This is a genomic window from Pseudomonas sp. Irchel 3F3, assembly GCF_900187545.1.
In the GTDB taxonomy this organism is placed as follows: Bacteria; Pseudomonadota; Gammaproteobacteria; order Pseudomonadales; family Pseudomonadaceae; genus Aquipseudomonas; species Aquipseudomonas fortuita.
In genome coordinates this window covers 64,913-88,907 of sequence record NZ_FYDS01000016.1, presented here as the reverse complement: position 1 = coordinate 88,907, position 23,995 = coordinate 64,913, and the positions used below count along the sequence as shown (strand labels likewise).

At 59.3% G+C, this 23,995-nt stretch carries 21 protein-coding genes and 2 pseudogenes; 10 read left to right on the top strand and 13 right to left on the bottom strand.

Translation table 11 applies throughout. From position 1 onward, the window contains the following. Positions 1-11: 11 nt before the first annotated feature. From lpxK to CKW35_RS26145, 4 genes are all read right to left on the bottom strand, one after another. On the bottom strand, positions 12-1,013 hold the full coding sequence (gene lpxK / locus CKW35_RS26160; protein ID WP_016485477.1) for a tetraacyldisaccharide 4'-kinase: 1,002 nt from the start codon (positions 1,011-1,013) through the stop codon (positions 12-14). Then, a complete protein-coding gene (locus CKW35_RS26155; protein ID WP_016485476.1) occupies positions 1,013-1,447 on the bottom strand; it encodes a biopolymer transporter ExbD in 435 nt (144 codons plus the stop codon). The genes lpxK and CKW35_RS26155 overlap by 1 nt, the downstream gene beginning before the upstream one ends. Beyond that, positions 1,444-2,079: a MotA/TolQ/ExbB proton channel family protein gene (locus tag CKW35_RS26150; protein ID WP_016391244.1), complete on the bottom strand. Its 636-nt coding sequence runs from the start codon at positions 2,077-2,079 to the stop codon at positions 1,444-1,446. The genes CKW35_RS26155 and CKW35_RS26150 overlap by 4 nt, the downstream gene beginning before the upstream one ends. Positions 2,080-2,283: 204 nt before the next feature. Next, entirely contained in the window at positions 2,284-4,497 is a 2,214-nt protein-coding gene (locus CKW35_RS26145) for a DNA internalization-related competence protein ComEC/Rec2 (protein WP_016485474.1), read from the bottom strand. A 142-nt stretch (positions 4,498-4,639) separates the two neighbouring features. Between CKW35_RS26145 and CKW35_RS26140 the strand changes: the two genes are divergently transcribed. Continuing rightward, complete coding sequence (locus tag CKW35_RS26140) at positions 4,640-5,266, top strand: DUF2062 domain-containing protein (protein ID WP_016485473.1); 627 nt, start codon at positions 4,640-4,642, stop codon at positions 5,264-5,266. On the opposite strand, the gene CKW35_RS26135 is transcribed toward CKW35_RS26140, so the two are convergent. From CKW35_RS26135 to CKW35_RS26125, 3 genes are all read right to left on the bottom strand, one after another. Further along, positions 5,150-5,929: an ABC transporter permease gene (locus CKW35_RS26135; protein ID WP_016485472.1), complete on the bottom strand. Its 780-nt coding sequence runs from the start codon at positions 5,927-5,929 to the stop codon at positions 5,150-5,152. The two genes, CKW35_RS26140 and CKW35_RS26135, sit on opposite strands and share 117 nt — an antisense overlap. Beyond that, positions 5,926-6,858, bottom strand: coding sequence for an ABC transporter ATP-binding protein (locus CKW35_RS26130; protein WP_016485471.1), 933 nt, complete (start codon positions 6,856-6,858; stop codon positions 5,926-5,928). Before CKW35_RS26130 ends, CKW35_RS26135 begins: the two co-directional genes overlap by 4 nt. Before the next feature lie 135 nt (positions 6,859-6,993). Beyond that, positions 6,994-7,617: a glutathione S-transferase gene (locus tag CKW35_RS26125; RefSeq protein WP_095117212.1), complete on the bottom strand. Its 624-nt coding sequence runs from the start codon at positions 7,615-7,617 to the stop codon at positions 6,994-6,996. Between the two features lie 266 nt (positions 7,618-7,883). Here CKW35_RS26125 and CKW35_RS26120 point away from each other — a divergent pair, with 266 nt between their 5' ends. Next, positions 7,884-10,331 (top strand): acyl-CoA dehydrogenase, encoded by a 2,448-nt coding sequence (locus tag CKW35_RS26120; protein ID WP_024718202.1) that lies wholly within the window; start codon positions 7,884-7,886, stop codon positions 10,329-10,331. 51 nt (positions 10,332-10,382) lie between these two features. Here CKW35_RS26120 and CKW35_RS26115 read toward each other — a convergent pair whose 3' ends face one another. Then, positions 10,383-11,906, bottom strand: coding sequence for a hypothetical protein (locus CKW35_RS26115; RefSeq protein WP_016485469.1), 1,524 nt, complete (start codon positions 11,904-11,906; stop codon positions 10,383-10,385). Positions 11,907-12,048: 142 nt separating this feature from the next. Between CKW35_RS26115 and CKW35_RS26110 the strand changes: the two genes are divergently transcribed. From CKW35_RS26110 to CKW35_RS26100, 3 genes are all read left to right on the top strand, one after another. Beyond that, on the top strand, positions 12,049-12,459 hold the full coding sequence (locus tag CKW35_RS26110) for a PA2817 family protein (RefSeq protein WP_016485468.1): 411 nt from the start codon (positions 12,049-12,051) through the stop codon (positions 12,457-12,459). Positions 12,460-12,628: 169 nt separating this feature from the next. After that, the gene (locus tag CKW35_RS26105; protein WP_016485467.1) at positions 12,629-13,180 is read left to right on the top strand and encodes a fimbrial protein; all 552 of its coding nucleotides are present in this window, start codon (positions 12,629-12,631) and stop codon (positions 13,178-13,180) included. Between the two features lie 58 nt (positions 13,181-13,238). After that, positions 13,239-13,976, top strand: a complete 738-nt coding sequence (locus CKW35_RS26100; RefSeq protein WP_016485466.1) for a molecular chaperone — start codon at positions 13,239-13,241, stop codon at positions 13,974-13,976. A 9-nt stretch (positions 13,977-13,985) separates the two neighbouring features. Here CKW35_RS26100 and CKW35_RS26095 read toward each other — a convergent pair whose 3' ends face one another. From CKW35_RS26095 to CKW35_RS26075, 5 genes and pseudogenes are all read right to left on the bottom strand, one after another. Further along, positions 13,986-15,434, bottom strand: a complete 1,449-nt coding sequence (locus CKW35_RS26095; protein ID WP_023049044.1) for a hypothetical protein — start codon at positions 15,432-15,434, stop codon at positions 13,986-13,988. A 64-nt stretch (positions 15,435-15,498) separates the two neighbouring features. Next, positions 15,499-16,698: pseudogene (locus CKW35_RS26090) on the bottom strand (autotransporter outer membrane beta-barrel domain-containing protein); the annotation flags it as partial. Next, a complete protein-coding gene (locus tag CKW35_RS26085) occupies positions 16,683-16,895 on the bottom strand; it encodes a hypothetical protein (protein WP_095117210.1) in 213 nt (70 codons plus the stop codon). The pseudogene CKW35_RS26090 and the gene CKW35_RS26085, both read right to left, overlap by 16 nt. Positions 16,896-17,064: 169 nt before the next feature. Beyond that, positions 17,065-19,008 (bottom strand): hypothetical protein, encoded by a 1,944-nt coding sequence (locus CKW35_RS26080; protein WP_143499816.1) that lies wholly within the window; start codon positions 19,006-19,008, stop codon positions 17,065-17,067. A 239-nt stretch (positions 19,009-19,247) separates the two neighbouring features. Then, entirely contained in the window at positions 19,248-20,660 is a 1,413-nt protein-coding gene (locus CKW35_RS26075; protein ID WP_143499814.1) for an RHS repeat domain-containing protein, read from the bottom strand. Here CKW35_RS26075 and CKW35_RS26070 point away from each other — a divergent pair. From CKW35_RS26070 to CKW35_RS29000, 5 genes and pseudogenes are all read left to right on the top strand, one after another. Then, positions 20,607-21,617, top strand: coding sequence for a hypothetical protein (locus tag CKW35_RS26070; protein ID WP_095117204.1), 1,011 nt, complete (start codon positions 20,607-20,609; stop codon positions 21,615-21,617). The two genes, CKW35_RS26075 and CKW35_RS26070, sit on opposite strands and share 54 nt — an antisense overlap. Before the next feature lie 294 nt (positions 21,618-21,911). Then, positions 21,912-22,436 (top strand): hypothetical protein, encoded by a 525-nt coding sequence (locus tag CKW35_RS26065; RefSeq protein ID WP_095117202.1) that lies wholly within the window; start codon positions 21,912-21,914, stop codon positions 22,434-22,436. 21 nt (positions 22,437-22,457) lie between these two features. Continuing rightward, the gene (locus CKW35_RS26060) at positions 22,458-23,420 is read left to right on the top strand and encodes a hypothetical protein (protein ID WP_095117200.1); all 963 of its coding nucleotides are present in this window, start codon (positions 22,458-22,460) and stop codon (positions 23,418-23,420) included. A gap of 389 nt (positions 23,421-23,809) precedes the next feature. Beyond that, positions 23,810-23,950 (top strand): annotated as a pseudogene (locus tag CKW35_RS29005) (hypothetical protein); the annotation flags it as partial. Then, positions 23,938-23,995: hypothetical protein (locus tag CKW35_RS29000; RefSeq protein WP_371855236.1), on the top strand; the 58-nt coding region annotated here is incomplete at its 3' end. The pseudogene CKW35_RS29005 and the gene CKW35_RS29000, both read left to right, overlap by 13 nt.

The window sequence follows — 23,995 nt, the reverse complement described above, 5'->3', positions numbered from 1 at the left end:
TGAAAACGGGCTCAGGGCTTGCGCAGCAGCCGCTGCAGCTGGTTGTCGAACCAGGTGCTGAACGCTGGCGTGGGCTGGGCCTCGACGGCCAGGTACCACCAGTCGTCAGCGGCGAAGGCTCGGCATTTCACCGCATCCTTCTCGGTCATCACCAGCGGCAGCGGCGGGCTGAAAGCCAGGCTCCGGGCGCTGAACTGTGCATGGTCGGCGAAGGGATGCGGCACCGGCTGCCAGTTTAGCCCCAGCAGGGTATTGAAGAAACGTTGCGGGTTGCCAATACCGGCCACCGCGTGCAGGCGCTGGCCTGGTGGGAAATGGTCGAGGGTACGACGTTCGCCGCTGCGCACGTTGACCAGTGCGGACGGTTGCAGGCAGAAGCCAAAACCATCGGCGCGGTCGGCACTGGCACCATTGAACAGCACCGCGTCGGCGCCTTGCAGGCGCTCGACGGGCTCGCGCAACGGGCCGGCAGGCAGGCAGCGGCCATTGCCCAGGCCGCGGGCGGCATCGATCAGCACCAGCTCCAGGTCGCGGGCCAGGCGATAGTGCTGCATGCCGTCGTCGCACAGGATCAGGTCGAGCGGTTCGCTGGCCAGCAACGCCTGCACGGCGCGGGAACGGTCAGGGTCGATCATCAGCGGCACGCCGGTGCGCTGCACGATCAGCAGCGGTTCGTCGCCCGCCTGTTCGGCCGGCTGGTCGGCCTGCACCCGCCAAGGCAGCTGTGGTGGCTTGGCACCATACCCACGGCTGACCACACCCACCTTCAGCCCCTGTTGGCGGCAGTGTTCGATCAGCCAGAGGATCATCGGCGTCTTGCCGGTGCCGCCCACGGTGATGTTGCCCACCACGATGACCGGCACTGGCGCCCGGTAGCTGGCACTTTCGCCACTGAGAAAACGTGCCCGCTTGCGGGTGACCACGCGGCGGTACAACGCCTCCAGCGGGCGTAATAGCGCCAGGGCGGGGTGCCCGGCGTACCAGGCGGCGAGCAAACCGTCGGCGAAAGGCATCAAGGCGTGCCCTGTGCCGCCTCGACGGTGGTCATGCGCAACTGGCTGAAACCGAGCTTGCCGGCGGCATCCATTGCGGTGACCACAGCCTGGTGCGGGGTCTTGCCGTCGGCGCTGATGGCCAGCGGCAGCGTGTTGTCACCGCCCGACTCACGCTCGATGGCCTCGCTCAAGGTGGCCAGGTCGCTCTTGGGCAGCAGGTGGTTGTTCACCGAATACACGCCTTCGGCGCTGATGGTGATTTCCACCAGCTTGTCCTGGTCGGCTGGCGCCTTCTCGGCGCTGGCAGCTTCGGGCAGCTCGACACGCAGTTGTGTCTCGCGGGTAAAGGTAGTGGTGACCACGAAGAACAGCAGCAGGACGAACACCACATCGATCAACGACGCCAGGTTGATGTCGACGTTCTCCCGCTGACGATTGCGCCGGAACTTCACGCCTTGCCTCCGGCCACTTCCACTTCACGGTCGCCCTGGATCACTTCCACCAGCTTGATCGCCTCCTGTTCCATGCCCACCACCAGCTCATCGATGCGGCGCAGCAGGAAGCGGTGGAAGAACACTGCCGGGATGCCGACCATGAGGCCGGCCGCAGTGGTGACCAGGGCCTTGGAGATACCACCGGCCAGCACGGCCGCATTGGCGGTCATTTGCGAGCCCATGAAGGCGCTGAAGATGTCGATCATGCCCAGCACGGTGCCCAGCAGGCCCAGCAGCGGCGCCATGGCGGCGATGGTGCCGAGCGTGCTGATGTAGCGCTCCAGTTCGTGAATGACGCGCGAGGCGGCTTCCTCGATGCACTCTTTCATGATTTCGCGGCCATGACGCGAGTTGGCCAGGCCAGCAGCAAGGATTTCGCCCAATGGCGAATCGGCGCGCAAGGCCTTGAGCTTGTCACTGGTCAGTTGCTTGTCCTTGATCCACATCCATACCTGACCGAGCAGGTGCGGCGGGGTGACGCGACTGGCGCGCAGGGTCCACAGGCGCTCGACGACGATAGCCATGGCAGCGATGGAACTCAGAATGATCGGCAGCATCATCCAACCACCGGACTTGACCAATTCCCACACAGTAAACGCCCCTTCGCAAAAAGGCCGCCACTCTACCATAGGACCGCCCGAGGGCTCATCTGCCGGAGGTCAGGGAATTGGCGTGCCGGGCTGGGAAGCGTACTCCGTTACAAGTGTGGTGCCTGTGAGATCGAGCGCCGCCCGCGCGGCGCTCGATCTCACAGGCGCTGAAAATACCATGGCATGCACCTGCCTGCCTCCCCCTCACTCAGCTCGAACCCGCCAAAACCGCCGCTGCCCCCTGATACCCTCAACCTCCCCATGCCGCCCCAACACCAACCGCAACGCCCCCTCCACCGCCGTGTCATGCACCGCCAGACCATGCCGCTGATAACGCTCCATTACCTGCACATGCGGGTGCCCGAAGCTGTTGTTACGCCCTCGCGAAATCAATACCCCGCGCGGCGCACTAGCCCGGATGAACGCCTCGGTGGACGAACTGCGGCTGCCATGATGCGGTGCCTGCAACCAGTCGATACGCGGCATTTCTGTGTCTGCCAGCCAGGCCCGTTCGGCCGCAGCTTCCATATCCCCCGCCAGCAGCAAGCGCTCACCCTGCGCCTCTACCAGCAAGACACAGGAACGGTCATTGCTGCTCTGCCCGTCCGCCCAGCGCCACAGCGAAAAGCGCACGCCATCCCAGTTCCATTGTTCGCCACTGGCACAAGGCTGCAACGGCACATCATCCAGCGCTTCCCCCCCGATCAGCCGCCTGACCGGCAGCCCACGCTGTATGGCCGCAGCACCGCCCGCATGGTCGGCATGCGCATGGCTGATGACCATCAAGTCCAGGCTGCCCACCCCCAGCTTGCTCAAGGTCGGGAGCACCACCCGCTCGCCCAGGTCGGTCTCCCCTCTGGCCGGCCCGGCGTCGTACAGCAGGTTGTAATGCCGGGTACGCAACAGCACCGCCAGCCCTTGGCCAACGTCTAGCTGCCAGACCTCGACCTGGCCGAGCGGCACCGGCTCCCTGGGCACCCACAGCGCCAACAACATGACCCCACCCAACCCCCGCAAAGGCACGCCACGAGGCAGCAGCACCAGCAGCGCACCCAGCAATACCAGCAGCCAGGCCCACAACGGCAAGGCCGGGGCCAGCCACGCCGGGCGCTGATGCGCCACCAACGCCAACAGCCGGAACAGCCCATCCAGCAGGCCACCCGCCAGCCACAGCAACGCTTCCCCTACCCCACCCAGCGGCAGCAGCAACGTCCCCAGCAACGCCAACGGCAACACCGCCAGGCTGACCCATGGCACCGCGACAAGATTGGCCAGCGGCGCACTCAGACTCACCGGTAAACCTGTGGCCAGCAACACCGGCAGCAAGCCGATGGCGATCACCCATTGCGCGCGCGTCCAGGCCTGCCAGGGCCGCCAACCGCCCAAACGGCCGCTGAAGCAGTAGATGAGCGTGGCCACTGCGGCAAACGACAGCCAGAACCCAGGCAGCAGCGCCGCCAAGGGTTCGACCAGCAGCACCGCGACCAGCGCCAGCAATAGCGGCAGCATTGCGCCGAGGTGGCGAAAACGCAGGCGCCACAACAGCACTACCGCCAGCATCAGGCAGGCACGCTGCACCGGTACACCCGCACCGGCCAGCCAGCCGTAGGCCAACGCCGCCGCCATGGCCAGGGCACAGGCACAGGGCAGCCACGGCAACCGGGCGGGCCACAGCCCCCAACGCGCCAGCCCGGCCACCAGGCCGTACAGCAGACCGGCCACGAGGCCGATGTGCTGGCCAGAAATAACCAGCAAGTGCACCGTACCGGTGGCCTGCAACGTCTGCCAGTCCTCCCGGGCCAGGCCAGCGCCGTCACCCAGCACCAGTGCCACCAATGCGGCCTGCCGGCCATTGGCTTGGACCACCAGCAAGCGCTGACGCAGCGCATCGCGCCAACCACCGCTTACCGGCGCCAGTAGCTGCCCGGCTTTTACCGTACCGGTGGCGCCCACCCGCCGCGCCAGCAGTTGCGCCTCCCGGTCGGGCCCATGTGGGTTGAGCAGCCCGGCCGGGCGCTGCAAGGTCACCGCCAGCCGCCACTGCTCGCCCGCCCGCAGCGGCGGCCCATCGAACCAGCTCAGTTGCAGCCGTTGCGGCAGTTCGGCCCGCCGCGAGCGTGCCGCCTCCAGCTCGAAGCGCACGCCCTGCGCAGTTCGCGCTGGAAGGCCGACCACCCGCCCCTCCAGCCACAAGGTGCGGCCGTCCAGGCCGGCAGCCAGGCGATCGTCAAGGGCCTGCTGGGCAGACCAGCACGCCCAACACAGCCCCAGCACAAAACAGCCCAATGGCCAAACGCGGGTAAACACGCTGACGGCCGCGCAGGCAGCCAGCGTTATCAACCATCCGACCGATGGCAATGCGGGGAAAAGGCCCGGGCACAACAGCCCGAGCGCGAGCGCAAACATCCCTGTGCGCATGAGGTAGAGCTCCAGAAGGTAAATCACCCCCTGAGGCATAGCTCAATTGCCGGCAACGCTTGCTCAACAATTGTCACAAACTCTAAACGAGGCCGAGCAGGATTAAAGGCATACTGCCCGGGTCAACGCTCCGGGAGCCTACATGCCGCGCCGACTTTTCAAACGCTACATGCCGGACCCGACCAGCATTCGGGAACACAAGTCCTTACGCTTTTTCGGCAAGCTGCTGCACGACCCCAACCTCTGGCACCTGAACCGCCACTCGGTGGCGCGGGCCATGGGGGTGGGCCTGTTCGCGGCGCTGATTCCCATCCCCATGCAGATGCTGCTGGCGGCGGCGCTGGCAATCCCGGTACGCGGCAACCTGCCGATCGCCGTCAGCCTGGTGTGGCTGACCAACCCGCTGACCATGCCGCCGGTGTTCTTCGTCACCTACATGACCGGCGCCTGGCTGATGCAGGTGCCGCCGCGCACCTTGCCCGACGAATTGACCTTCGAGTGGATCACCGACCAGCTTGCCACCGTGTGGCAGCCGTTCCTGCTGGGTTCGGTGGTGTGCGGGGTGGTGCTGGGCATCGTCGCCTACTTCACCACCCTGCTGTACTGGCGCTGGTGGATTGGCCGGCAGTGGCGCCGGCGCAAGCTCCGTTGCTCATGCACGCATGCCGCGGCCGCTGACCAGCAGCCGGATGCACAACGCGTAGAGCACAGCGGTGGCCACCAGCATGAAGGTGATCGCCGTGCCAATGCTGATATCCGACACCCCTAGGATGCCGTAGCGGAACGAGTTGACCATGTGCAGCACCGGGTTTGCCAGCGATACGGTCTGCCAGAATGGCGGTAACAGGTTGATCGAGTAGAACACCCCGCCCAGGTAGGTCAGCGGCGTCAGCACAAAGGTCGGAATGATCGAGATATCGTCGAAGTTGCGTGCAAACACGGCGTTGACGAACCCCAGCAGCGAGAAGATGGTGGCCGTCAGCAGCACCACGACCACGGTCACGCCCAGGTGGTGCACCTGCAGGTCGGTAAAGAACATCGACAGGATGGTCACGATCACACCGACCGCCAGGCCGCGCAGCACGCCCCCCAGCACATAGCCGACGAGAATGGTGTGCGGCGACACCGGCGACACCATCAGCTCTTCGATCGAGCGCTGGAACTTGCTGCCGAAGAAGCTCGACACCACGTTGCCGTAAGAGTTGGTAATCACCGACATCATGATCAGCCCCGGCACGATGTACTGCATGTAGGTGAAGCCACCCATATCGCCGATCTGCCGGCCGATCAGGTTACCGAAGATGACGAAGTACAGGACCATGGTGATGGCAGGCGGCAGCAAGGTTTGCGGCCAGATGCGCAAGAAGCGCCGCACCTCGCGGTAGACGATGGTGTTCAGGGCGACCCAGTTGGTGCGCAGTTCCACACTCATACGGCCACCTTCGACAGGTTTTTTTCCACCAGGGACACAAACAGCTCCTCAAGTCGGTTGGTCTTGTTGCGCAGGCTCTGCACCTCGATGTTCTGCAGCGCCAGCTGGCCGAACAGCGCGGTAATGCCAATGTCCTTGTCCACCTGCACTTCAAGGGTGTGCGGCGTCAGCAGGCGGCATGGGTAGCCCTGCAGGGCCGGCGCCTGGGCCAGGTCCTGCCTGAGGTCGAGGACGAAGGTCTCGACATGCAGCTTGCCCAGCAGCTTGCGCATGCTGGTGTTCTCGACGATGGTGCCGTGGTCGATGATGCCGATGTTACGGCACAGCTGCTCGGCTTCTTCCAGGTAGTGGGTAGTCAGGATGATGGTGATGCCCTTCTGGTTGAGCTCGGTGAGAAAGCTCCACATCGAGCGGCGCAACTCGATGTCTACCCCGGCGGTCGGCTCGTCGAGGATCAGCAGGCGCGGCTCGTGGATCAGTGCACGGGCAATCATCAACCGGCGCTTCATCCCGCCCGACAACGAGCGCGACTGCACATCGCGTTTGTCCCACAGGCCGAGCTGGGTCAGGTACTGCTCGGCGCGTTCCTTGGCCAGCTTCGGCGGGATACCGTAGTAGCCGGCCTGGGTCACGACGATGTCGAAGGTTTTCTCGAACTGGTTGAAGTTGAATTCCTGCGGCACCACACCCAGGCAGCGCTTGAGCGCCGCCGGCTCACGGTCCAGGTCATGGCCGAACACGTTGACCGTACCGCTGGTCTTGTTGACCAAGGTCGAGAGGATGCCGATGGTGGTGGATTTGCCGGCGCCGTTGGGGCCAAGCAAGGCGAAGAAGTCACCTTCGGCAACATCCAGGTCGATGCCCTTGAGGGCCTGGAAGCCATTACCGTAGGTCTTGGTCAGCTGTCGGATGGACAGGGCAGAACTCATAGCGGGTCACGTACCGAATAAAGAATGGTTCAGGACACGCCAGGCGAAGTCACTGGCGCAGTGAGTGCGGCCATGGTGCAAGGCCATGCCGCACAAGTACAGTCACATCTATTGATAATGACTATCGAAGCAGGTTCAGGTCAGTGCAGTCATCACTGCCGCCTGGTAGGCCGGGCGCTGTTTCAGACGTTGATACCAGGCTTCGAGGTGGCGCATGGCCGGGCGCTCGATGGGCATTTCAAACCAGGCATAGACAAAGCTACCCAGTGGGATGTCGCCCATGCCGATCTGGTCACCGGACAGGTAAGGTTGTTTGGCCAGGGTTTCGTCAGCAATGGCCAGCAACTGGGCACATTGCTTGTGCGCGGCGTTGATCGCCACCCAGTCGCGCTGGTCTTCAGGCGTGCGCAGCAGGCCCCAGAACAGCGGGCGGAACGGGGTGGCGAGTGACGAGGTTGTCCAGTCCATCCACTTGTCGGCCAGGGCGCGCTGGCGCGAGTCGTCCAGGTACCAGCCCTGCTCCGCACCGTATTCGGCGCACAAGTAGCGGACGATGGTATTGGATTCCCACAGCACCAGGTCGCCATCTTCGAGCATGGGCACCAGGCCGTTGGGGTTGAGGGCGCGGTAATGCGGTTCGTTGACCACACCGAAAGCGCCGCCGGCGTCGATGGACTCGAAATCCAGGCCCAACTCGTGGGCGATCCACAGCGCCTTGCGCACATTGCTCGAATTCTTGCGGCCCCAGATCTTCAGCATGGCAACGTCCTTATGAATGCGGAGATCGTGCAGTCTACTCCAGACCTTCGCCGCCTGTACCGGCCTCTTCGCGGGGCAAGCCCGCTCCCACAATCAATACGTTGTTCAATGAGAGCGGGTATGCCTGCAAAGAGGCCGGCACTCACGAACAAATGAACTGAAACTCCCACCGCCACACCCTGTCACTGTTCTGAAGCTGCCGTTCACAGCATTGCGTCTAAGCTGTCTGGGACGGCTCAAGCCCTTGGTTCCAAGGAGGACCGATTATGTTGCTGTTGTGGTTGGTAGTGCTGGTGATCGGCGCGGCGTACCTCACGCACCGGCGCCTGGCGCCCTTGCAGATTCTCGGCATCATGGCGGCCTATGTGCTGCTGATGGGCATTTTCAGCAGTGCCCCTGGCTGGCTACTGGCCCTGATCTGGGTGGTGCTGGCCCTGAAGATCGCTTTGGTGGCACTGCCGGAGTGGCGGCGCAAAGTGTTTACCGCTCCGGTGTTCCGCTGGTTCCAGCGCACCCTGCCACCCATGTCGCAAACCGAGCGCGAAGCCATCGATGCTGGCACGGTCTGGTGGGACGGTGAACTGTTCAGCGGCCGCCCAGACTGGCGCACCCTGCTGGCCTACCCGGCACCAAAGCTGACCGAAGAAGAGCAGGCGTTCATCGATGGGCCTACGGAAGCACTGTGCGCCATGGTCAGCGACTGGCAGATCGGCCAGGACCTGGACCTGCCGCCCGAAGCCTGGCAGCACATCAAGGAGAACGGCTTCTTCGCCCTGATCATTCCCAAGGAATACGGTGGCAAGGGCTTCTCTGCCTACGCGCACTCGCAGGTTGCGATGAAACTGGCCACACGCAGTGGCGACCTGGCCTCCACGGTCATGGTGCCCAACTCCCTCGGCCCGGCCGAACTGCTGCTGCATTACGGCACCGATGAACAACGCAACCACTACCTGCCACGCCTGGCCCGCGGCGATGAGATCCCCTGCTTCGCACTCACCGGCCCCCTGGCCGGGTCCGACGCGGGCGCCATGCCCGACACCGGCATCATCTGCAAGGGCCAGTGGCGCGGCGAAGAAGTGCTGGGCCTGCGCCTGAACTGGGAAAAGCGCTACATCACCCTGGGCCCGGTCGCGACTTTGCTGGGCCTGGCATTCAAGGCCTACGACCCGGACCACTTGCTGGGCGAGCAGGAGGAACTGGGTATCAGCCTGGCCCTGATCCCCACCGACACCCCCGGTGTCGAGATCGGCAAACGCCACCTGCCGCTGGGCGCGGCCTTCATGAACGGCCCCAACAGCGGCAAGGACGTGTTCGTGCCGCTGGACATGCTGATAGGCGGCCAAGCCATGCTCGGCAAGGGCTGGATGATGCTGATGAACTGCCTGTCGGTAGGGCGCTCCATTTCCCTACCAGCGGTCGGCACTGGTGCGGCCAAGTACACCAGCCTGGTCACTGGCCAGTACGCGAACATACGCGAGCAGTTCAACGTGCCGCTGGCGGCCTTCGAGGGTATCCAGGAATCGCTGGCACGCATTGGCGGCAACGCCTGGTTGATGGACAGCGCTCGCCTGCTGACCGCCAAGGCCGTGGACCTGGGCGAGAAGCCTTCGGTGCTGTCGGCAATCCTCAAGTACCACCTTACCGAACGTGGCCGCGAATGCATTCAGCACGCCATGGACGTGCACGGCGGCAAAGGCATCATCATGGGCCCCAACAATTACCTGGGTCGCAACTGGCAAGGGGCGCCGATCTTCATCACGGTCGAGGGCGCGAACATTCTCTCGCGCAACCTGATGATCTTCGGCCAGGGTGCCATCCGCTGCCATCCATTCGTGCTGAAGGAAATGGCCTTGGCCGGGCGCGAAGACCGGGAGCAGGCACTGATAGCGTTCGACGACCTGCTGATGAAACACATCATGTTCGCAGCCGGCAATGCCGCCAGCACGCTGGTGTTCAACCTGGGCCTTGGGCACTTCGAGCCAGTACCTGGGGATGCCTTGAGCCAAGGTTACTTCCGTGCCCTCAACCGTCAGGCCGCCGCCTTCGCCCTGCTGGCTGACCTGTCGATGATGCTGCTGGGCGGTGCGCTCAAGCGCCGCGAACGCCTTAGCGCGCGCCTGGGCGATGTGCTCAGCAACCTGTACCTGTCCAGCGCCGCGCTCAAGCGCTATCACGACCTGGGCTCACCCGAGCATATGCAACCCTTGCTGCGCTGGGCCATGGAAGAAAGCCTGGGCCAGGCGGAAAAAGCTCTTGATCAGCTGCTCGACAATTTTCCTAACCGTTTCGTTGGCTGCGCACTACGCCTGCTGGTTTTCCCCTTCGGCCGCCGCCACACCGGGCCAAGCGACGAACTGGATGCCGAGATTGCGGCCCTGATAGGGCGCAGCAAGGGCGATCCGGCGCTGGAAGAGCTGCTGGCGGGCTGCTTCAGGCCGCAGGCCAAAGGCGACCCGGTGGCGCAGCTGCAACGGGCAAGCGATTTGCTGGATGAAACAGCGCCCGCGCGCAAGGAACTGCATCAGGCGCTGAAGGACGGCAAAGTGAAGCCTCGACATGGGCAATCGTCAATCGACGCGGCAGTTGAGGCGGGCATCCTTCAGCAGAGCGAGTGCCAGCGGCTGCAAGCGTTGGAAGCCGCGCGAAGACTGGTGATCGATGTGGATGCCTTCGACCCACAAACGCTGCTACCAACCAAAGGCCAAGTGCGCTGACTGCACACTGCACGCGCTCCCGGCAACGCCGGGGGCGCGCATTGGTGTGGCTCATTGCAGATCCACCAACTGATCGACAGCTAGCGGCGGCAACACGGCGACCGCCCAGTACCATCTACGGTTATCCGACTCGACGGCCAAAATAGCCGAACAGCCACGCAAATCCGTACCAGGGGTGTACAGGCCCTCTTGAGAAACCGAGCCGTTGCCCGCCAACACCGTCCACTCAATATCTGCGGGGTCGACAACCTCCTCGACATCGTTTTTGTTGATGAAACACAGTGACAGCTGCAGCTTCCCCTGGACCTTCCCCAGGCGTAAGAAATGAGTGGGTGTCATGTTGAAGATAAGAAAAGCTGCGGAAGCTGACGCCCCACCGCCATCAATTTGTGCGATGTCAATATTTACCGGGACCAGATCGCCTGCCTTCAAGACGGCCAAGGGTACGGTTTTACTGTCGTCGTCAGGCGTCACACTCGATGCTGGCAGGACGGGTGGCGATTTATAGAACCATACCCCAGCCTCGCGCTGCAAAGTACCGCGGACGTCTCCTATCAAAGAGACGCCTGCGGGGTGAGTCATCGCCACCTGCATGGGGTAACGCACCGATCCGCGCTGAACCACCGTGATGATCGGATTGATGTCCTTTATTGCATCCAGCGGTTCAGCACGTACTGTGATCGCATCCGGTAAAGACAGCCTTGGCAAGAAGATCATCTGGTAGATCTCTTCTGAAATGGGCTGCCACTGCCCTGCCCTGAGCGTCTGATAGGGATAGATGATATAAGGCAGGTTCAGTAGCCACTCGCTTTCTGCGTCCCCGGGAACGCGCTTCGTGGCCATGCGCACCTGGACCATGAATGAGTGGTTTTTATCGTGTTCGACCCGATGAACTGGAGTCGTTGGTACAGCAGATCGCAACGTGTCGCGTATTGCTTGCGAAAACGAAAAATACAGTACGAGCTCTTCACTATAAATAATTGGCTTGACGACGGTGAGTTTGAACGAAGCATTGGCAAACAGTGGCGAGTTGTACTGTTGCCTACCCAAACTCATGAGGGAATCATTGATACTACGCAGCGCCTGCGCATATCTGGCAGCCATAAGCGTATCGTCCTGGCCATCTCGAATCAGGTGGTAATCAGCAGCAGGCACGTCGCTAAGCACCACTAGCCCGTCCGGCCGATAGGTGCCCTCACGTTCAGCCAGGAGGAAATCCGCCCGCAATAGCGCGTCACGGCTGGGTTTACTGACCTGCATGACGCTTCTGACGGGCACTCCCGAATTCTTGCTCATGATCAATTCGACAGCTTCCGAGAGCACACGGGACAACGATGCAGAAGCCGCTGAACCCGCAGTGCTACCCACAGCAAGCAAAGGAGCCCCCACTACGCCGTAGGACCTGAACCAGGTCTGCCCAGGGGTAATGATCGTTTCAAGCATCAAGGGCTGAGAATCAGTTTGCTCGTGTGCTTTAGCCAACGCAGTGTTCAGTTGGTTTACGCTGACCATGATCAGCCCGTCCCACCCATTCAGTTCAGAGGACGATTGGTTGTGTTCGTTATCCATCGCCATGCTTGCTCTCCCAGGTCAGGTGTAAGCGAACACTAGACCCGCCTCGCTGAGCCCTACAACTGGCAAAACTATCAGTACGTGCCCCTGCTCGTCGGTCACGCGTATACTTCAACCTCGTTTTTTACACCCCGAGGACCGCCTTATGGCCAACCCACATCTGGAATACCACCTGCAACTGCTGAACCACCTGCGCACTATCCTGGTGGCACTGGGTGAAGCCGAGCAGGTACCGCAGGAGAGCCACGGCCTGTTCCTCGAACGCTTCGACGAAATGCTCACCCTGCTGCCGCAAGACCCGCTGGAAAGCCAGTATCTGGGCCAAGACCTGCTCTGCCAGGTAGTCCAGCGCTACCCTCAAATTGCCCACTTGGTGCCACGCGACCTGTTGTGGTTCTTCGGTGGCGACTGCCTGCACTACATGCCCGACGAGGAACTCGCGCTGTATCAACAACTTGAGGAACTGCGCTACGAAGCCGGTGAACGCGGCGAACCTTTCGACTGGCACCAGCACAAGCAACTGCTTAGCCTGTCAGGTAACAGCCAGAACCAATGACCGGGGGCCCCTGCTAGTGGTAGGGGTCTGTCGAAAATGCCCATCGGTTTGCATGACTCGACCTACAGCCCCAAGCAATCACCATCCCTACCCTGTACGGCGCACTGGATAAATACAGAAAGTGCCGTGCGTTTGGCGCACGCCAACCAACAGCGTAGGAAGCACATCAATGAAGATAGCCATCATCCCTCTGGCACTGGCGTTCGCCAGCACTGCCGCCATGGCAGCACCGGCAACAGGCACTATCAATTTCTATGGCGCAGTGACCGATGGGGGCCCATGCCCCATCGAGGTGGTTGACCCCGACTCCGGCGTCCCTGCCCGCGTTGAACTGGGCCATCCATACACAAGCCACTTCAAAAACGTCGGCGATAAGACCGAGCCTCGTCAGTTTGCCCTCAAGATCACACCCAACAGTGAGTGCAGTATCCCTAGCGGCACGGAAGTGGATGTCACTTTTAATGCCGTAGGCAGCCCTGTTGGCCCAGCAAGCGACCTGTTCCCGCTCGTGGCTGGCGGTACCTCGACCCCGGATCTCGCCATCTCGATCCGCGACAAGACCGATACCCGCCTCGCCCCGGGAGAAACCTCGGCGAGGTACCTGCTGGACGAACTTGCTCCCACGCTCATGCTGTTCTCCGCCCATTACGAGGCCATCAGCACACCGGTCAAGGAAGGGTCTGCGCTCGCCAACGTGAATTTCGTCGTTAACCTTCCATAACGCAGCACGCCGGGTGCGCCAGCACCCGGTCCTTGCTCTCAACCGCCAGGCTTACACAATGTCATTCACTTCTCCCCGGCTGCGCTCTGCCGCCTGTCTGTTCGCGTTGCTCGGCTGCCTGAACAGCGCTCACGCAGCTCTAACACTCAGCAACAGCCGCATCATCCACGAAAGCGACAAGAACAGTAGCTCCGTCACAGTCGGCAATCCCAGTACGAAAACCTACGCGGCGCAAGCGTGGGTCAACACCGAAACGGACGACACCACCACGGCCGTGCCGTTGATCGCCTCTCCCGCCCTGTTCCGCATACAACCGGGCGATGAGCAGTCGGTACAGATCAACCGCCTGCCCAATGACCTGCCGCAAGATCGCGAGTCGCTGTTTTTCTTCAACCTGCAAGAAATCCCCCAGGCCGAGGCCAATGAGCGTAATACCCTCAACATCGCCTTGCGCACCCGGATCAAGCTGTTTTACCGGCCGAGCCAGCTCAAAGGCAACCCGCAAACCCACCTCAAAGACCTGAAGTGGTCAGTGCAGCGCCTCGAGGGCCAACTGCGCCTGGTGGTCGACAACCCCTCGCCGTTCCACTTCACGTTCGGCATGCTCGAAGTCAAGGGCAAGGGCAAGACAGAACCGCTCAAAGGGCGCGAAATGGTAGCGCCGTTCGGGCGCCAAACCTACACGCTTGCCAGCACCACGGAGTCGGACGACCTTTCATTGACGCTCAATGCGTACAATGATTACGGCGGGATCACGCCAGCCATCACGGTGCCTCTGCCCGTCGCGGTCCAGTAACGCGGCCATTCATAGTATGTTCATCCAGAGCCTGCCAAAGTTGGGCAGTAGTGGCCAGGTTGTACCATTGTCGTAGCTGAGCTTGGCGGTGACCTCCAGCTGTGAGCCGGGAACCAACTGGCGGAGGTATGACAGCGGAATAGGCACTGGCACGCCGCTACCGATACCTTCGGCCACATCGGTTTCAGACAACTTGTAATTGACCAGAATAGGGTGGAGTACCTGGCCGTTGCGGGATAATCCCTCTGCCTGGAGCGATACCCGTTGATCGACGCTGATGTGCAACCACGTTCCCAGCGTGACCAAAGGATCCGAGGTCAACCCTCCTACGTCCAGGTTGCCTCCTGAGCGTCCGCCGAGCTGTGGCGTAGGCATATTGGCCGTTGGAGTAGGGGTCACTTTGACACTGCGTGTATCTGAAGGCAGTGGCTCGTCACCCACCAGCACCCGGTAGTACAACTGTGCTTGCTTGCTGGCCATGGCCACCACATTACGCAACGGAACGGCGTAATCGTTCTTTCCTGGGACGCCTTCCTCACGCCAGGCGCCGAAGCACTCCTCGTCGCCCCAGAGCAACTCGAATGCCTCACCCGGTTTTATGACCGCAGCCTGCGGAATGCTCACATCAAGCGCGGCGTTGAGCTTTCTCAGCTCCAGCTCGGCCGACTGGCCCAACAACGGCACTTCCAAAGCCGGCAGTACACGCGGCGCCGGCTGCGCAGCGACCTCCAGGACCGATGGCGTCGCGACCTGGCTGGCATTACCAGCGCGATCCTCGATGAGGTACTGCGCATAACGCATCCCATCCCCTCGATCAACGATCACGTCGCCTGTGTAGGCAAACTCCAAAGGTTTTGCAAGGTCCTCGCGGGTGAGCACCCAACGGTCGACCTCGTTGTTTTCAAACGGTTCGCTGTCCCAGTAATAGATGATGACATCCCCCGGCGCTGCGCCCTGGTAGTCAGGCATCAGGGCCAGCAGACGATTACCGTGGGTGAGCAGGAAATCTTCCGTCAGGTCGCTGTCACCCAGTTCGGGAAACTGCAAACGCCCATTGTTGGCGCCCAGCACCGGCGGGGTCTTGTCGACTGTCAGTGTGAGGTCATCTGAACGCAGTTCGCTGGCGTTATAGACATGCCCCACATAGTGAAACTGCAACGTGCCTTCGCTGAAGCAGTCGGGCGTGATTTCCACGAAACGTTCACTTTCTGGTAATGGCTGAGTCCATCTCCTGTCGCCTACCTTGACACCCTCACAGAAAATTTCGACCGACTCGGGTTCCGTCGGCGTCGGCCTGGAATGCTGCCACAACGTGAACTCGAGACGCACAGGGTCGGCCAATGCCTTGATGGGCATCAGGTTCGGTACACCCCCCGGGATGTTCGGCAGAGCAGCGGGGGCGGTGGGCGCCGGCAGGGCATTGGCGACCCTCACTCGAACGATGTCTGCATTATCCATAGCGGTCTCCTGGCTCAATGGCGAAAAAAAAGGGTAGGCCCAATGCCTACCCTGTACTAATGCCTCACCAGCTGTAGCGCACCCCGACATTCGCCCCCCAGGGCTGTTCAATGTGTTCACCATTGCTGTAGTCGAAATCGGCATGCAGTTGCAGCCGCTCGTTAAGTGATATCGCCAGCCCCGCCCCCAGTTCACCACGTGAGCCGGACAGGTCGTTGTCGAAACGGTTGTCATTGACTTTGACGTCGTTACTGTTGACGAACTCATGAGCGTATGCCAGGCGCACGTATGGCTGAGCGAAGCGCCCTTGGCCAAGGTCGTAGGTACGGCCCACGGTAGCGCCGACTTTGCCCAGCAGCGAGCGGGTATCGTCGCTATTTGCCCGCAGGCCGTTATCCAGCTGGTAATCCTTGCCTTCGATACTGACGGCCGACCATTGGGTGTAGGGCTCGACGAAATAGCCATTGCCCAGTTCGACATGGCGGCCGAACTCGGCAGACACGCCCAGCCCGAGGTTGTCGTAATCACCCTTGGTACGCTTGCCATCACTGAGGGTCACCTCGGAGGAGTTGTCAAACCGGTTGAGTTTGACGACACCGTCGAAGTAATACCCGCTCGCGGCATCCAGCCACGTGCTGTAAAGCCCCAGGTAATAGCTTTTCACGTCGGCCGAAGCCCCGCGATCAAGGTTCAGGTCCGAACTGCTATGGCCCGCCATGACCCCGACCAGCCACTGCCCATCACCCACCGGCAGCGGGGCATCGGCACCGATGGAGAACCCTTGCTGGACCTGTTGATAGCCGCTGCCGGCTGTGGTCGATACATTGAATTTGTTGCCGTATGCCCGGACCCAGCCACCCGCCTTGCCTTCATCCTGGCGCAATTCACCCATACGGCTACGCAGCGTGGTGAGTTCGCCATACCAGACAGTAGGGGCGGTGTTGAACAAGGCCAGCACCGACGCCGTGCCCGGGCTGATGATCTTCCTCGAACCATCCAGGAACCAGTCGTTACCCCGCTGCGCCAGTTCATAGGAGAACGCGCCAAGGTCGACCGAGCCGTTGAGGAGCGAAAACTGTGCATCACCACTGCCAGCATGAACCAGGTGAAGCTGGCTTGCCTCCAGCGGATCCGCGCCGCTGCTGCCAACCAGCAGGCTGTGAGCACCCGTGGCAGAGCCGGTCACTTCAAGAAAGTCAGTTTGCCCGGTGCTGAAATCGGCATCCATGATGAAGGTGCCATTGCCACTCAACTCCCCATCCGAAGCGTACCGGCACGCACATCGATCCTTTCGGTTGTGGCACCTTCGGCAACCAGTTCCGCCCCCCGGTTGACGCGGTAGCTGTCAAGAGGCGTATCTTGGCCAATGTTCAACTGATCATCGACAATCGTAACCGCGTGGCTGACTTGTGACATTGAAAATGCCGAGGCCAATAGTAAGGCGTGGGCGAGCGGATGCATTCTTGCATGTCCAGGAATCATGGATTTTACCCCGTTAATACTTCGTATAAATGAACTGTTCTGACGCTACGAATTCCCGAGATTACAAGTCCAGTTCCGAAATAACTGTAGGAAAATTCTGATTTTCATTTTGACTTCATCCGTGACTTTTCTACGCACCCCACTCCACCTACGGTTTAGGTCTCAAGTCGCAGGTTGTTAGGCCGTTATGCATGGTAGCAATCGTCTCCTGAACGGGGGACTCGTAAGTTTTTTCATTCAAAACAAACGAATAATTCGCTCGCGCACGACCATCGGGCCTATTATTCTCCGGGTCATAAATTTGCTTCACGTATGTTTCGAATGGTACTTTCCAGATATACCCTTGTGCTTTGATCTGCCCCCAAGTTAACTCTTCATCCAACGCAGCGCCCGCCACAGGATCTTCGCCAGTATAATCATGCACTGCGGACCAGTGCATAAATACTTGGTCCTCGTCCTTCAAACCATGCTCGGCCAGGTCTGGCACTTTCACACGGACTGCCGGCTCCACGTCATCTTCACCTACGTAAATCGATCTACAGTCCAACCAACCCAATTCGCTAAGCCCGAGGAAATCAGGTGCAACAGGATGAATACCCACAGCCTCTACCAGCACACGGGTCTCTTCCGAGCGAATCGGGTTCGGGTTTCCTGGGCGTTGCACTCTGTAATAAACGAGCACGGTGTCGTCGCCTCGCGCCTTGATAACGTCCCACGGGACTGTTTTGGTTATTTCAGTTCCGGGTTCGCCATCCTGAACTTCATGATCTATACCTTCTATATAGACATCGCCCCAATAAAAGGTCAGCACATCACCCTGCTTGAGCGCGGCATTGACTAGAAGTGTGAGCGTTGCCGGCTGTTCATAGTCCCCAGGATCTACCAAGTGGTTCTCCCCACCCGATTCCCCGTTGATCGTGACTTTCTCCAGCCCCGGATTCAACGGATCCGGCCACTTAGGGTTACCAGGGCCAATTTGCTCCAGGTTGACATTCACAACGATGTTTTTCGAACCTTGCGGCACAGTGCCGCGACGAACCTCATAGGCCACGGAAGTTGATTTATCCCCTGTACCGTCTGCGCCGTAGTCCGCAAGCAAGGTGTCAGCATGGATGGAGAACGCCAGTGGGAACACCGGCGAGTCAGTGACCGGCCGCCACTCCGAAGGGGCCTGCTCGCCCCAAATAACCCGCACCTGGTCGGTGGGTTTCCAGTTGTCAAACTTGGGGACCTGCACAATAACCCCGTCAAAGGCATCCTGCTGGTAGATTCCCCCATCCGCCGCCTGCGGTACGATCGGGTCCTTGAGGTTTGCGGGCAGCGCCCCTAGGGCGACGCCGATGTGGGTGATATCTGACAGGTGGCTGTTGTTGCCTGCCTTGTCCAGCAAGACGTAGACAGCCATTACACCGCCATCCCCCACCCTCTCGATCACGTCGGCTGAAACAGGCAGTTGTGCCGGTAGTGCACCAACTTCCACGATACCGACCGGGTCAACACCCCACGGGTCTTCAGGAATCGATGCTTCCCACCAGTAGGCAACCCGGTCACCAGGCTGGTAGTCAACATATTCGGGCAGTTCGAGTTTGACGCCGCCTTTGTTGGCATCCGTGACTGCAGGGATAGCCGGGATTTTTGTAGGTGCAGTCTGATTGTAGGGTGGCACACGGTCGAAAATAAGTTCAAGGTCTAGCGAGTCACTATGCTCCCCATGGTAATGCGCAACTTCATAAGTGAAGGTATTTATACCCTCCCCCCACTTAGCAATCAATTCCTTTGGCACTTCGCAATCAAAGGGGAATTTTCCTTCGTCTCCCCGAAAAAACTCTGCGGTCGTGATTTCTGTACCGGTTTGCACATGCAAAATCGTCAGCGTATCGTGAAAAGTAGGATGGCCCGGCATCTGCCAAGGATTTTCAATCGTGATAATCAGTCGCGATGCTTCCTCCCTGAGGTACTTCACAAGCACAGTATTATCCTTTGGAACCGCCAGCAGTTCGTCCTTGATCGTCATGGCGTCCAACGTTGCCAGGGGTTGTGCACCGGCGTTGCGCATGTGGCGCACGAAACCTGAATTCTTGGCACTGTTCATGTGTAACCTCGCACAAGGTTTACGCTGTATTGAGGCGCAGAACAATCCACCTCCCTTTTCGTCCATACTCGTATCTGCACTGCCCTCACGCAACTGGCACTTTTATCAGTTGACAATGCGCCATACCCTAAGAAATTTTATTCATGGACTGCCGGTTACTGGCTCCCTCGAACTTGCGCGAGGCACCATAAAAAAACCCGCCTGTTACGGCGGGCTTCTAACTATTTGAAAGGGTCTGATTAATATGCCTGACTGGTCAATCTGTCCAACGCATCATACCCATACTCTGCAGTTTCAGCGCGCTGTACGGTGTCACACCACAAGAGCCTGCCGCTTTCCTCACGCCAGGCTGACAACAGCTTCCCTCCAGCCCCTTGTCTGCGCCTAACGCCACTGATTGGGCGTGTTACAGATGGCACATCCACCCTGATCACATTGCCTTGCTCGTCAGCCGTGAATCGCCGATTACCCTGGTCCCAGACACGGTTGCCCTGTTGGTCGAACGCCTCGCCGAACAATTGGGGGGCTTCCACACTGATCAGCCGCCCGAGCCCATCGTACGTCAACTTGCGCCCGGCATCGTCGCAGGTAAGATTGCCATCGCAGTCATATTCCAGCTTGATATTGGTCGGGTAATCTGCATGGCTGTTTTCGATGCGGCTCAGTTGCGCCGGGTCGTCTTCCTCGAAGTAGTACCTGGCCAGGTTATTACCTTCGGGATAGGTCGTACTGACCCGGGTAATGTTGTCCAGTTCATCAAACCGGAACACCTGCTCCCGTATGATATTGCCATACGGGTCCTCGGGAGAAAGGCGGCCCTCGCAATTATAGATGCGCAACCGGCCACGAATGTCGTATACGTAGGTTTCATGGCGTAACACTTCAAGGATTTCACCTTCACCCAGTGTCTTCCACACGATCGCATCTTCCGCATCGTAACCTTGGGTCAGCGATTGCAGCGTAGCGCCCGTGTCGAATTCACGCTTCACTTCTCTGTCGAATTCGTCAAATGCCAGTCGTGTTTCAAGGTATTGGCTACCTTCCGTGGTCCGGGTCTTGAACAGCCGCCCAAGGCCATCGTATTCGAAGTTCGCCGTCATCGTGCCCAATGTCGTTTTGTCCAGCCTGCCGTAGCGGTCGTAGGCATAGGACTGCTGCCCGCCGACTACGTCGGTGTAAGCCAGCTGGCGCCCCAGCAAACTGGTCTGGTAGTGCATGACATGGGTTTCACCCTCATACTCCCTGGTCTCGCTCTTGACCTCCCCGTGGCTGAAATACTCACGCGACAGTACCAGCCCCAGTTCCTCGCAGCGCTTCAGACGCGCGTTCTTGTTGTCGAACTCGTAGTCGGCCTTGATCCCCTTCTCGACGATCTGCCGCAACTGCGGTTCGTCACTGAGCTCAGGCTGATAGCGGTACTCGATCAGTTGATTGCTTGGGGTCAAGACCGTGCTGGGTTTCATCTCGCCCGGCTTGAAACCGAATTCGCGCACCCGCCCACCCGTGATCGATTTGACCATGCGGTCCAGGCCATCGAAACGCTGCTCGCCCAACACCATGCCGTTGACACTGATCTGGACAGGCAGATCCTCTCGGCTATGCTCGGCGTAGTCGCGGTGCACCACGCTGTCATCAGCGAGGGTTTCATCCATCAGACGATCGAATACATCGTAGACAAAGCGCTGGGTTTCACTGCGAGCATTGACTTCACGCGCTTTGCGCTGCAAACCATCATGGAACGTCAGGTTGATGCTGTACGACTTGGCGTCGGCATCAAACCGCTCGAAGGCTCAGGCAAGCTCACACAATATGAATTCAATCTTCCGGACTCGAGCTGCAAAAATATAAAACCACGCACAATACAATTTGATGGCCTCCCCAGCGCCGCGACAATCCTGATTACCGATGGCCTTGGTTGCGACTTGGAAGATGCCAAGTTCCGACTAAAACTTCGCACTACCCGCCGCGTAACATCCATGCCCGCCTTCGAATTCGAAGACTTGGTTTCATTCGAAAACCACATCGCACCCGGTGTGCTAGTGATTGAAAAAGACTTCACGCAAGACAGCGACGCCCGGGACAGCACTGCTTGTATCCGTATAACGACCTCGCCAGCCACCAAGCGCCCTGATCCTATACCCGCAACGCAGGTTAAAGAAGCCGCATACTTCGTGGATCCAAGGGAGCGATTCACATGCGGCTTACACGAGGTGATCACGGCGCGCTTACATCGGGGCGACGAAACGGATGGCCGGACCGCCTACATATGCGCGACCTTCAAGCAGGCTTCAACTGATCTCTTGATAGGGCCTCTCTCCTGGTCCAACAAAATCATCGAAAGCAGTGGCACTTACTATATGTGCCCTCCAGGAAAGGTCATGGTTGGCCGCGATCACTGGAATGACGAGAATGGTTCCACCACTTATGCCTGTGCCTCACTGAAAAACGGGAGTAAAGATCTGGAAATTATATGGTCTGACGGGTGGTCCGCACCACAAGGAGAGCATGAGAGCGGTTTTGCCTGCCCCACCGATAGCTTTCTGGTAGGGCGCTATCACGATGGCGATGAAGAAGGCCCTACCCGCTACCGATGTGCAACTGCACAGTAAATATTGAACTAAACTATCAAGACCATCACCCCCAACATGGAACGTCTGGGTGAGGGACTTCAACCGCCCCGGCAGATCAGAAAATTGAATTTCATGATAAATTCAGCGCCCCCTTTTCGCTTAGCATACGCACTGGATACTAGCAAAAAAACAATAAGTCGGCATCGGCAGTCTTGTTGTGTTACCTCGAGGCCGCTCACTCCACCTACCTAGTATTTTTGCCAGGTGTTCCACGCGCTGGAACTGGCTAGACTCGACGTGCACTCTTTTTTTCTAGCCAATGAGGACCCGCTCATGAACAGTAAATGGCCCGCACCTGCGGCCGCAGCGTTGCTGCTACTGCTGTGCAACTCTGCCGTTGCAGAACTTGCAATCATCGATCCTAATGAAATTTCGCCCCCTCCGCTAGTGGAGTTTCACCATGACTTCAAGTGTAAACCCGGCAATGTAATGGTGGGGCGTGTTCGCTTGGAAGACGAAGTTGGGTACGTATGCGGAAGTGTTACTCAAAGCGGGGAGGTGCTCAATACCTACAATGAAATCAAAATTATTGCAACAGGCGCTCTCGCCAACTGCCAGAGTCCGAAGATCATGACCGGGCGTGGCCGAGACATACTTGACGCCTCAAACTACTGGATACATTGCGCTGAAGTCAGAGACATCTGGGGCCAACCATTGACCCCCTCTCATACCAGCACCCGGAAATTCAAAGAGCCTGACCACGGCATGCAATGCGCTGCAAATGAAGTACTTTCGGGCATGGCGCTTTCCAGTGACAAGGAAATGGAGACCGAGTACTACTGCAGCAAACTGTTCTGACCAAACATCCGAGGTTTCATCATGTCAATCGCACTCAGACTCAGCATCATTGCTTTACCCCTACTGCTGGCCAGCCTGCATCAAGCGGTGCAGGCAGCCACACAAAACGGCACAATCCTTATCCGGGACAAAGACAATGCGCAATGTTCACTGACTGTTCCCGGCGAAGGCTCAGGCGAACAGGTAAACTATGAATTCAACTCTCCCAACACCTGGTGCAAAGATATAAAGCGACGCACCATACAGTTCGATAACCTCCCATCTTCCGTGAACATCCTGATTACCGATGGCATTGGTTGCAACACAGAGGATGGCAAGTTTTCGATGGAACTTCGCACCACGAGGCGCGTGACGTCCACCCCCGCCTTCGAATTCGAAGACTTGGTTTCCTACGAAGACAATACGATCATCGCCCCGGGTTTGATGATGGTTAAAAAAAGAAAAACGCAAGACAGCGACGCCAGGGACAGCACTGCTTGCATCCGTTTAATTACATCGTCACGCACCCCTCTACGCCCCACGAATCAATATAGAGTGAAGGTATATGAAAACGTAGGCACCCTAGATGAATTCAAATGCGGGCTGAACGAGGTGATGACGGGGCGCAAGGTAGTAGATGGCAACCTAAAGCAAATTTATACCTGCGCGGGATTCCAGCAAGATTCAGCCTCTCTCATGGTAAGAGATCCATCTTGGTCCGATGATATCCTTGAAAATGATGACGTTTACTTTATGTGCCCGCCTGGGAAGGTCATGGTTGGCCGCAAACAAGAGACTTTTTATTTTGGACCCACCAATTACGCCTGCGCCGCACTTACAAACGGCGACGAAAAGCTGAACATTCGATGGTTCGACGGATGGTCTGCACCACAAAATGAGAATGAGAGCGATTTTACCTGCCCAGACGATAGCTTCCTGGTAGGGCGCTATCACGATGGCGGTTTTGATGGCCCTACCCGCTACCGCTGTGCAACTGCACTTTGAACCTGGAGCTGAATTGTCATGACCATCACCTCAAACACAGCGTCCAACGCCTTCAACTTCCTGAGTTTCGTCAATAACAGCGTCGACCCCCGCACCGGCCAATACACGCTGGGCATCGAGTTGCCGGAGCTCGCCGCCAACAATCTCAGCGGCCCGTCGTTGCCCCTGCACATCGGCTTCAACCCGATGAACACCCAGGACTCGGGCTTCGGCATGGGCTGGACACTCAACCTCACCCAGTACGACCCCGCCAGCAACCTGCTGCACCTGCACACCGGCGAAAGCTATAAGGTCACAGGCAGCGACGCCAGTGACGGCACCGGCAAGGTAATCAACGGTTCAAGACGCGCGATGCCGAGGGTGGGCTATGGAAGTACGACTACGACCAACGCGGCAATGTCATTGAAACCCTCGATCCACTGGAGAACAAAACTCAGTACACCTATAACACCGTGGCGCCACCAAGCGCATCGCGGTGCGCAGCTATCGGTACGACGAGGCCGGTCAGCTCACCCATATCAATGACCTGAATCGAGGGGACCTCCGATACCGCTACGATCCCGTAGGCCGGTTGC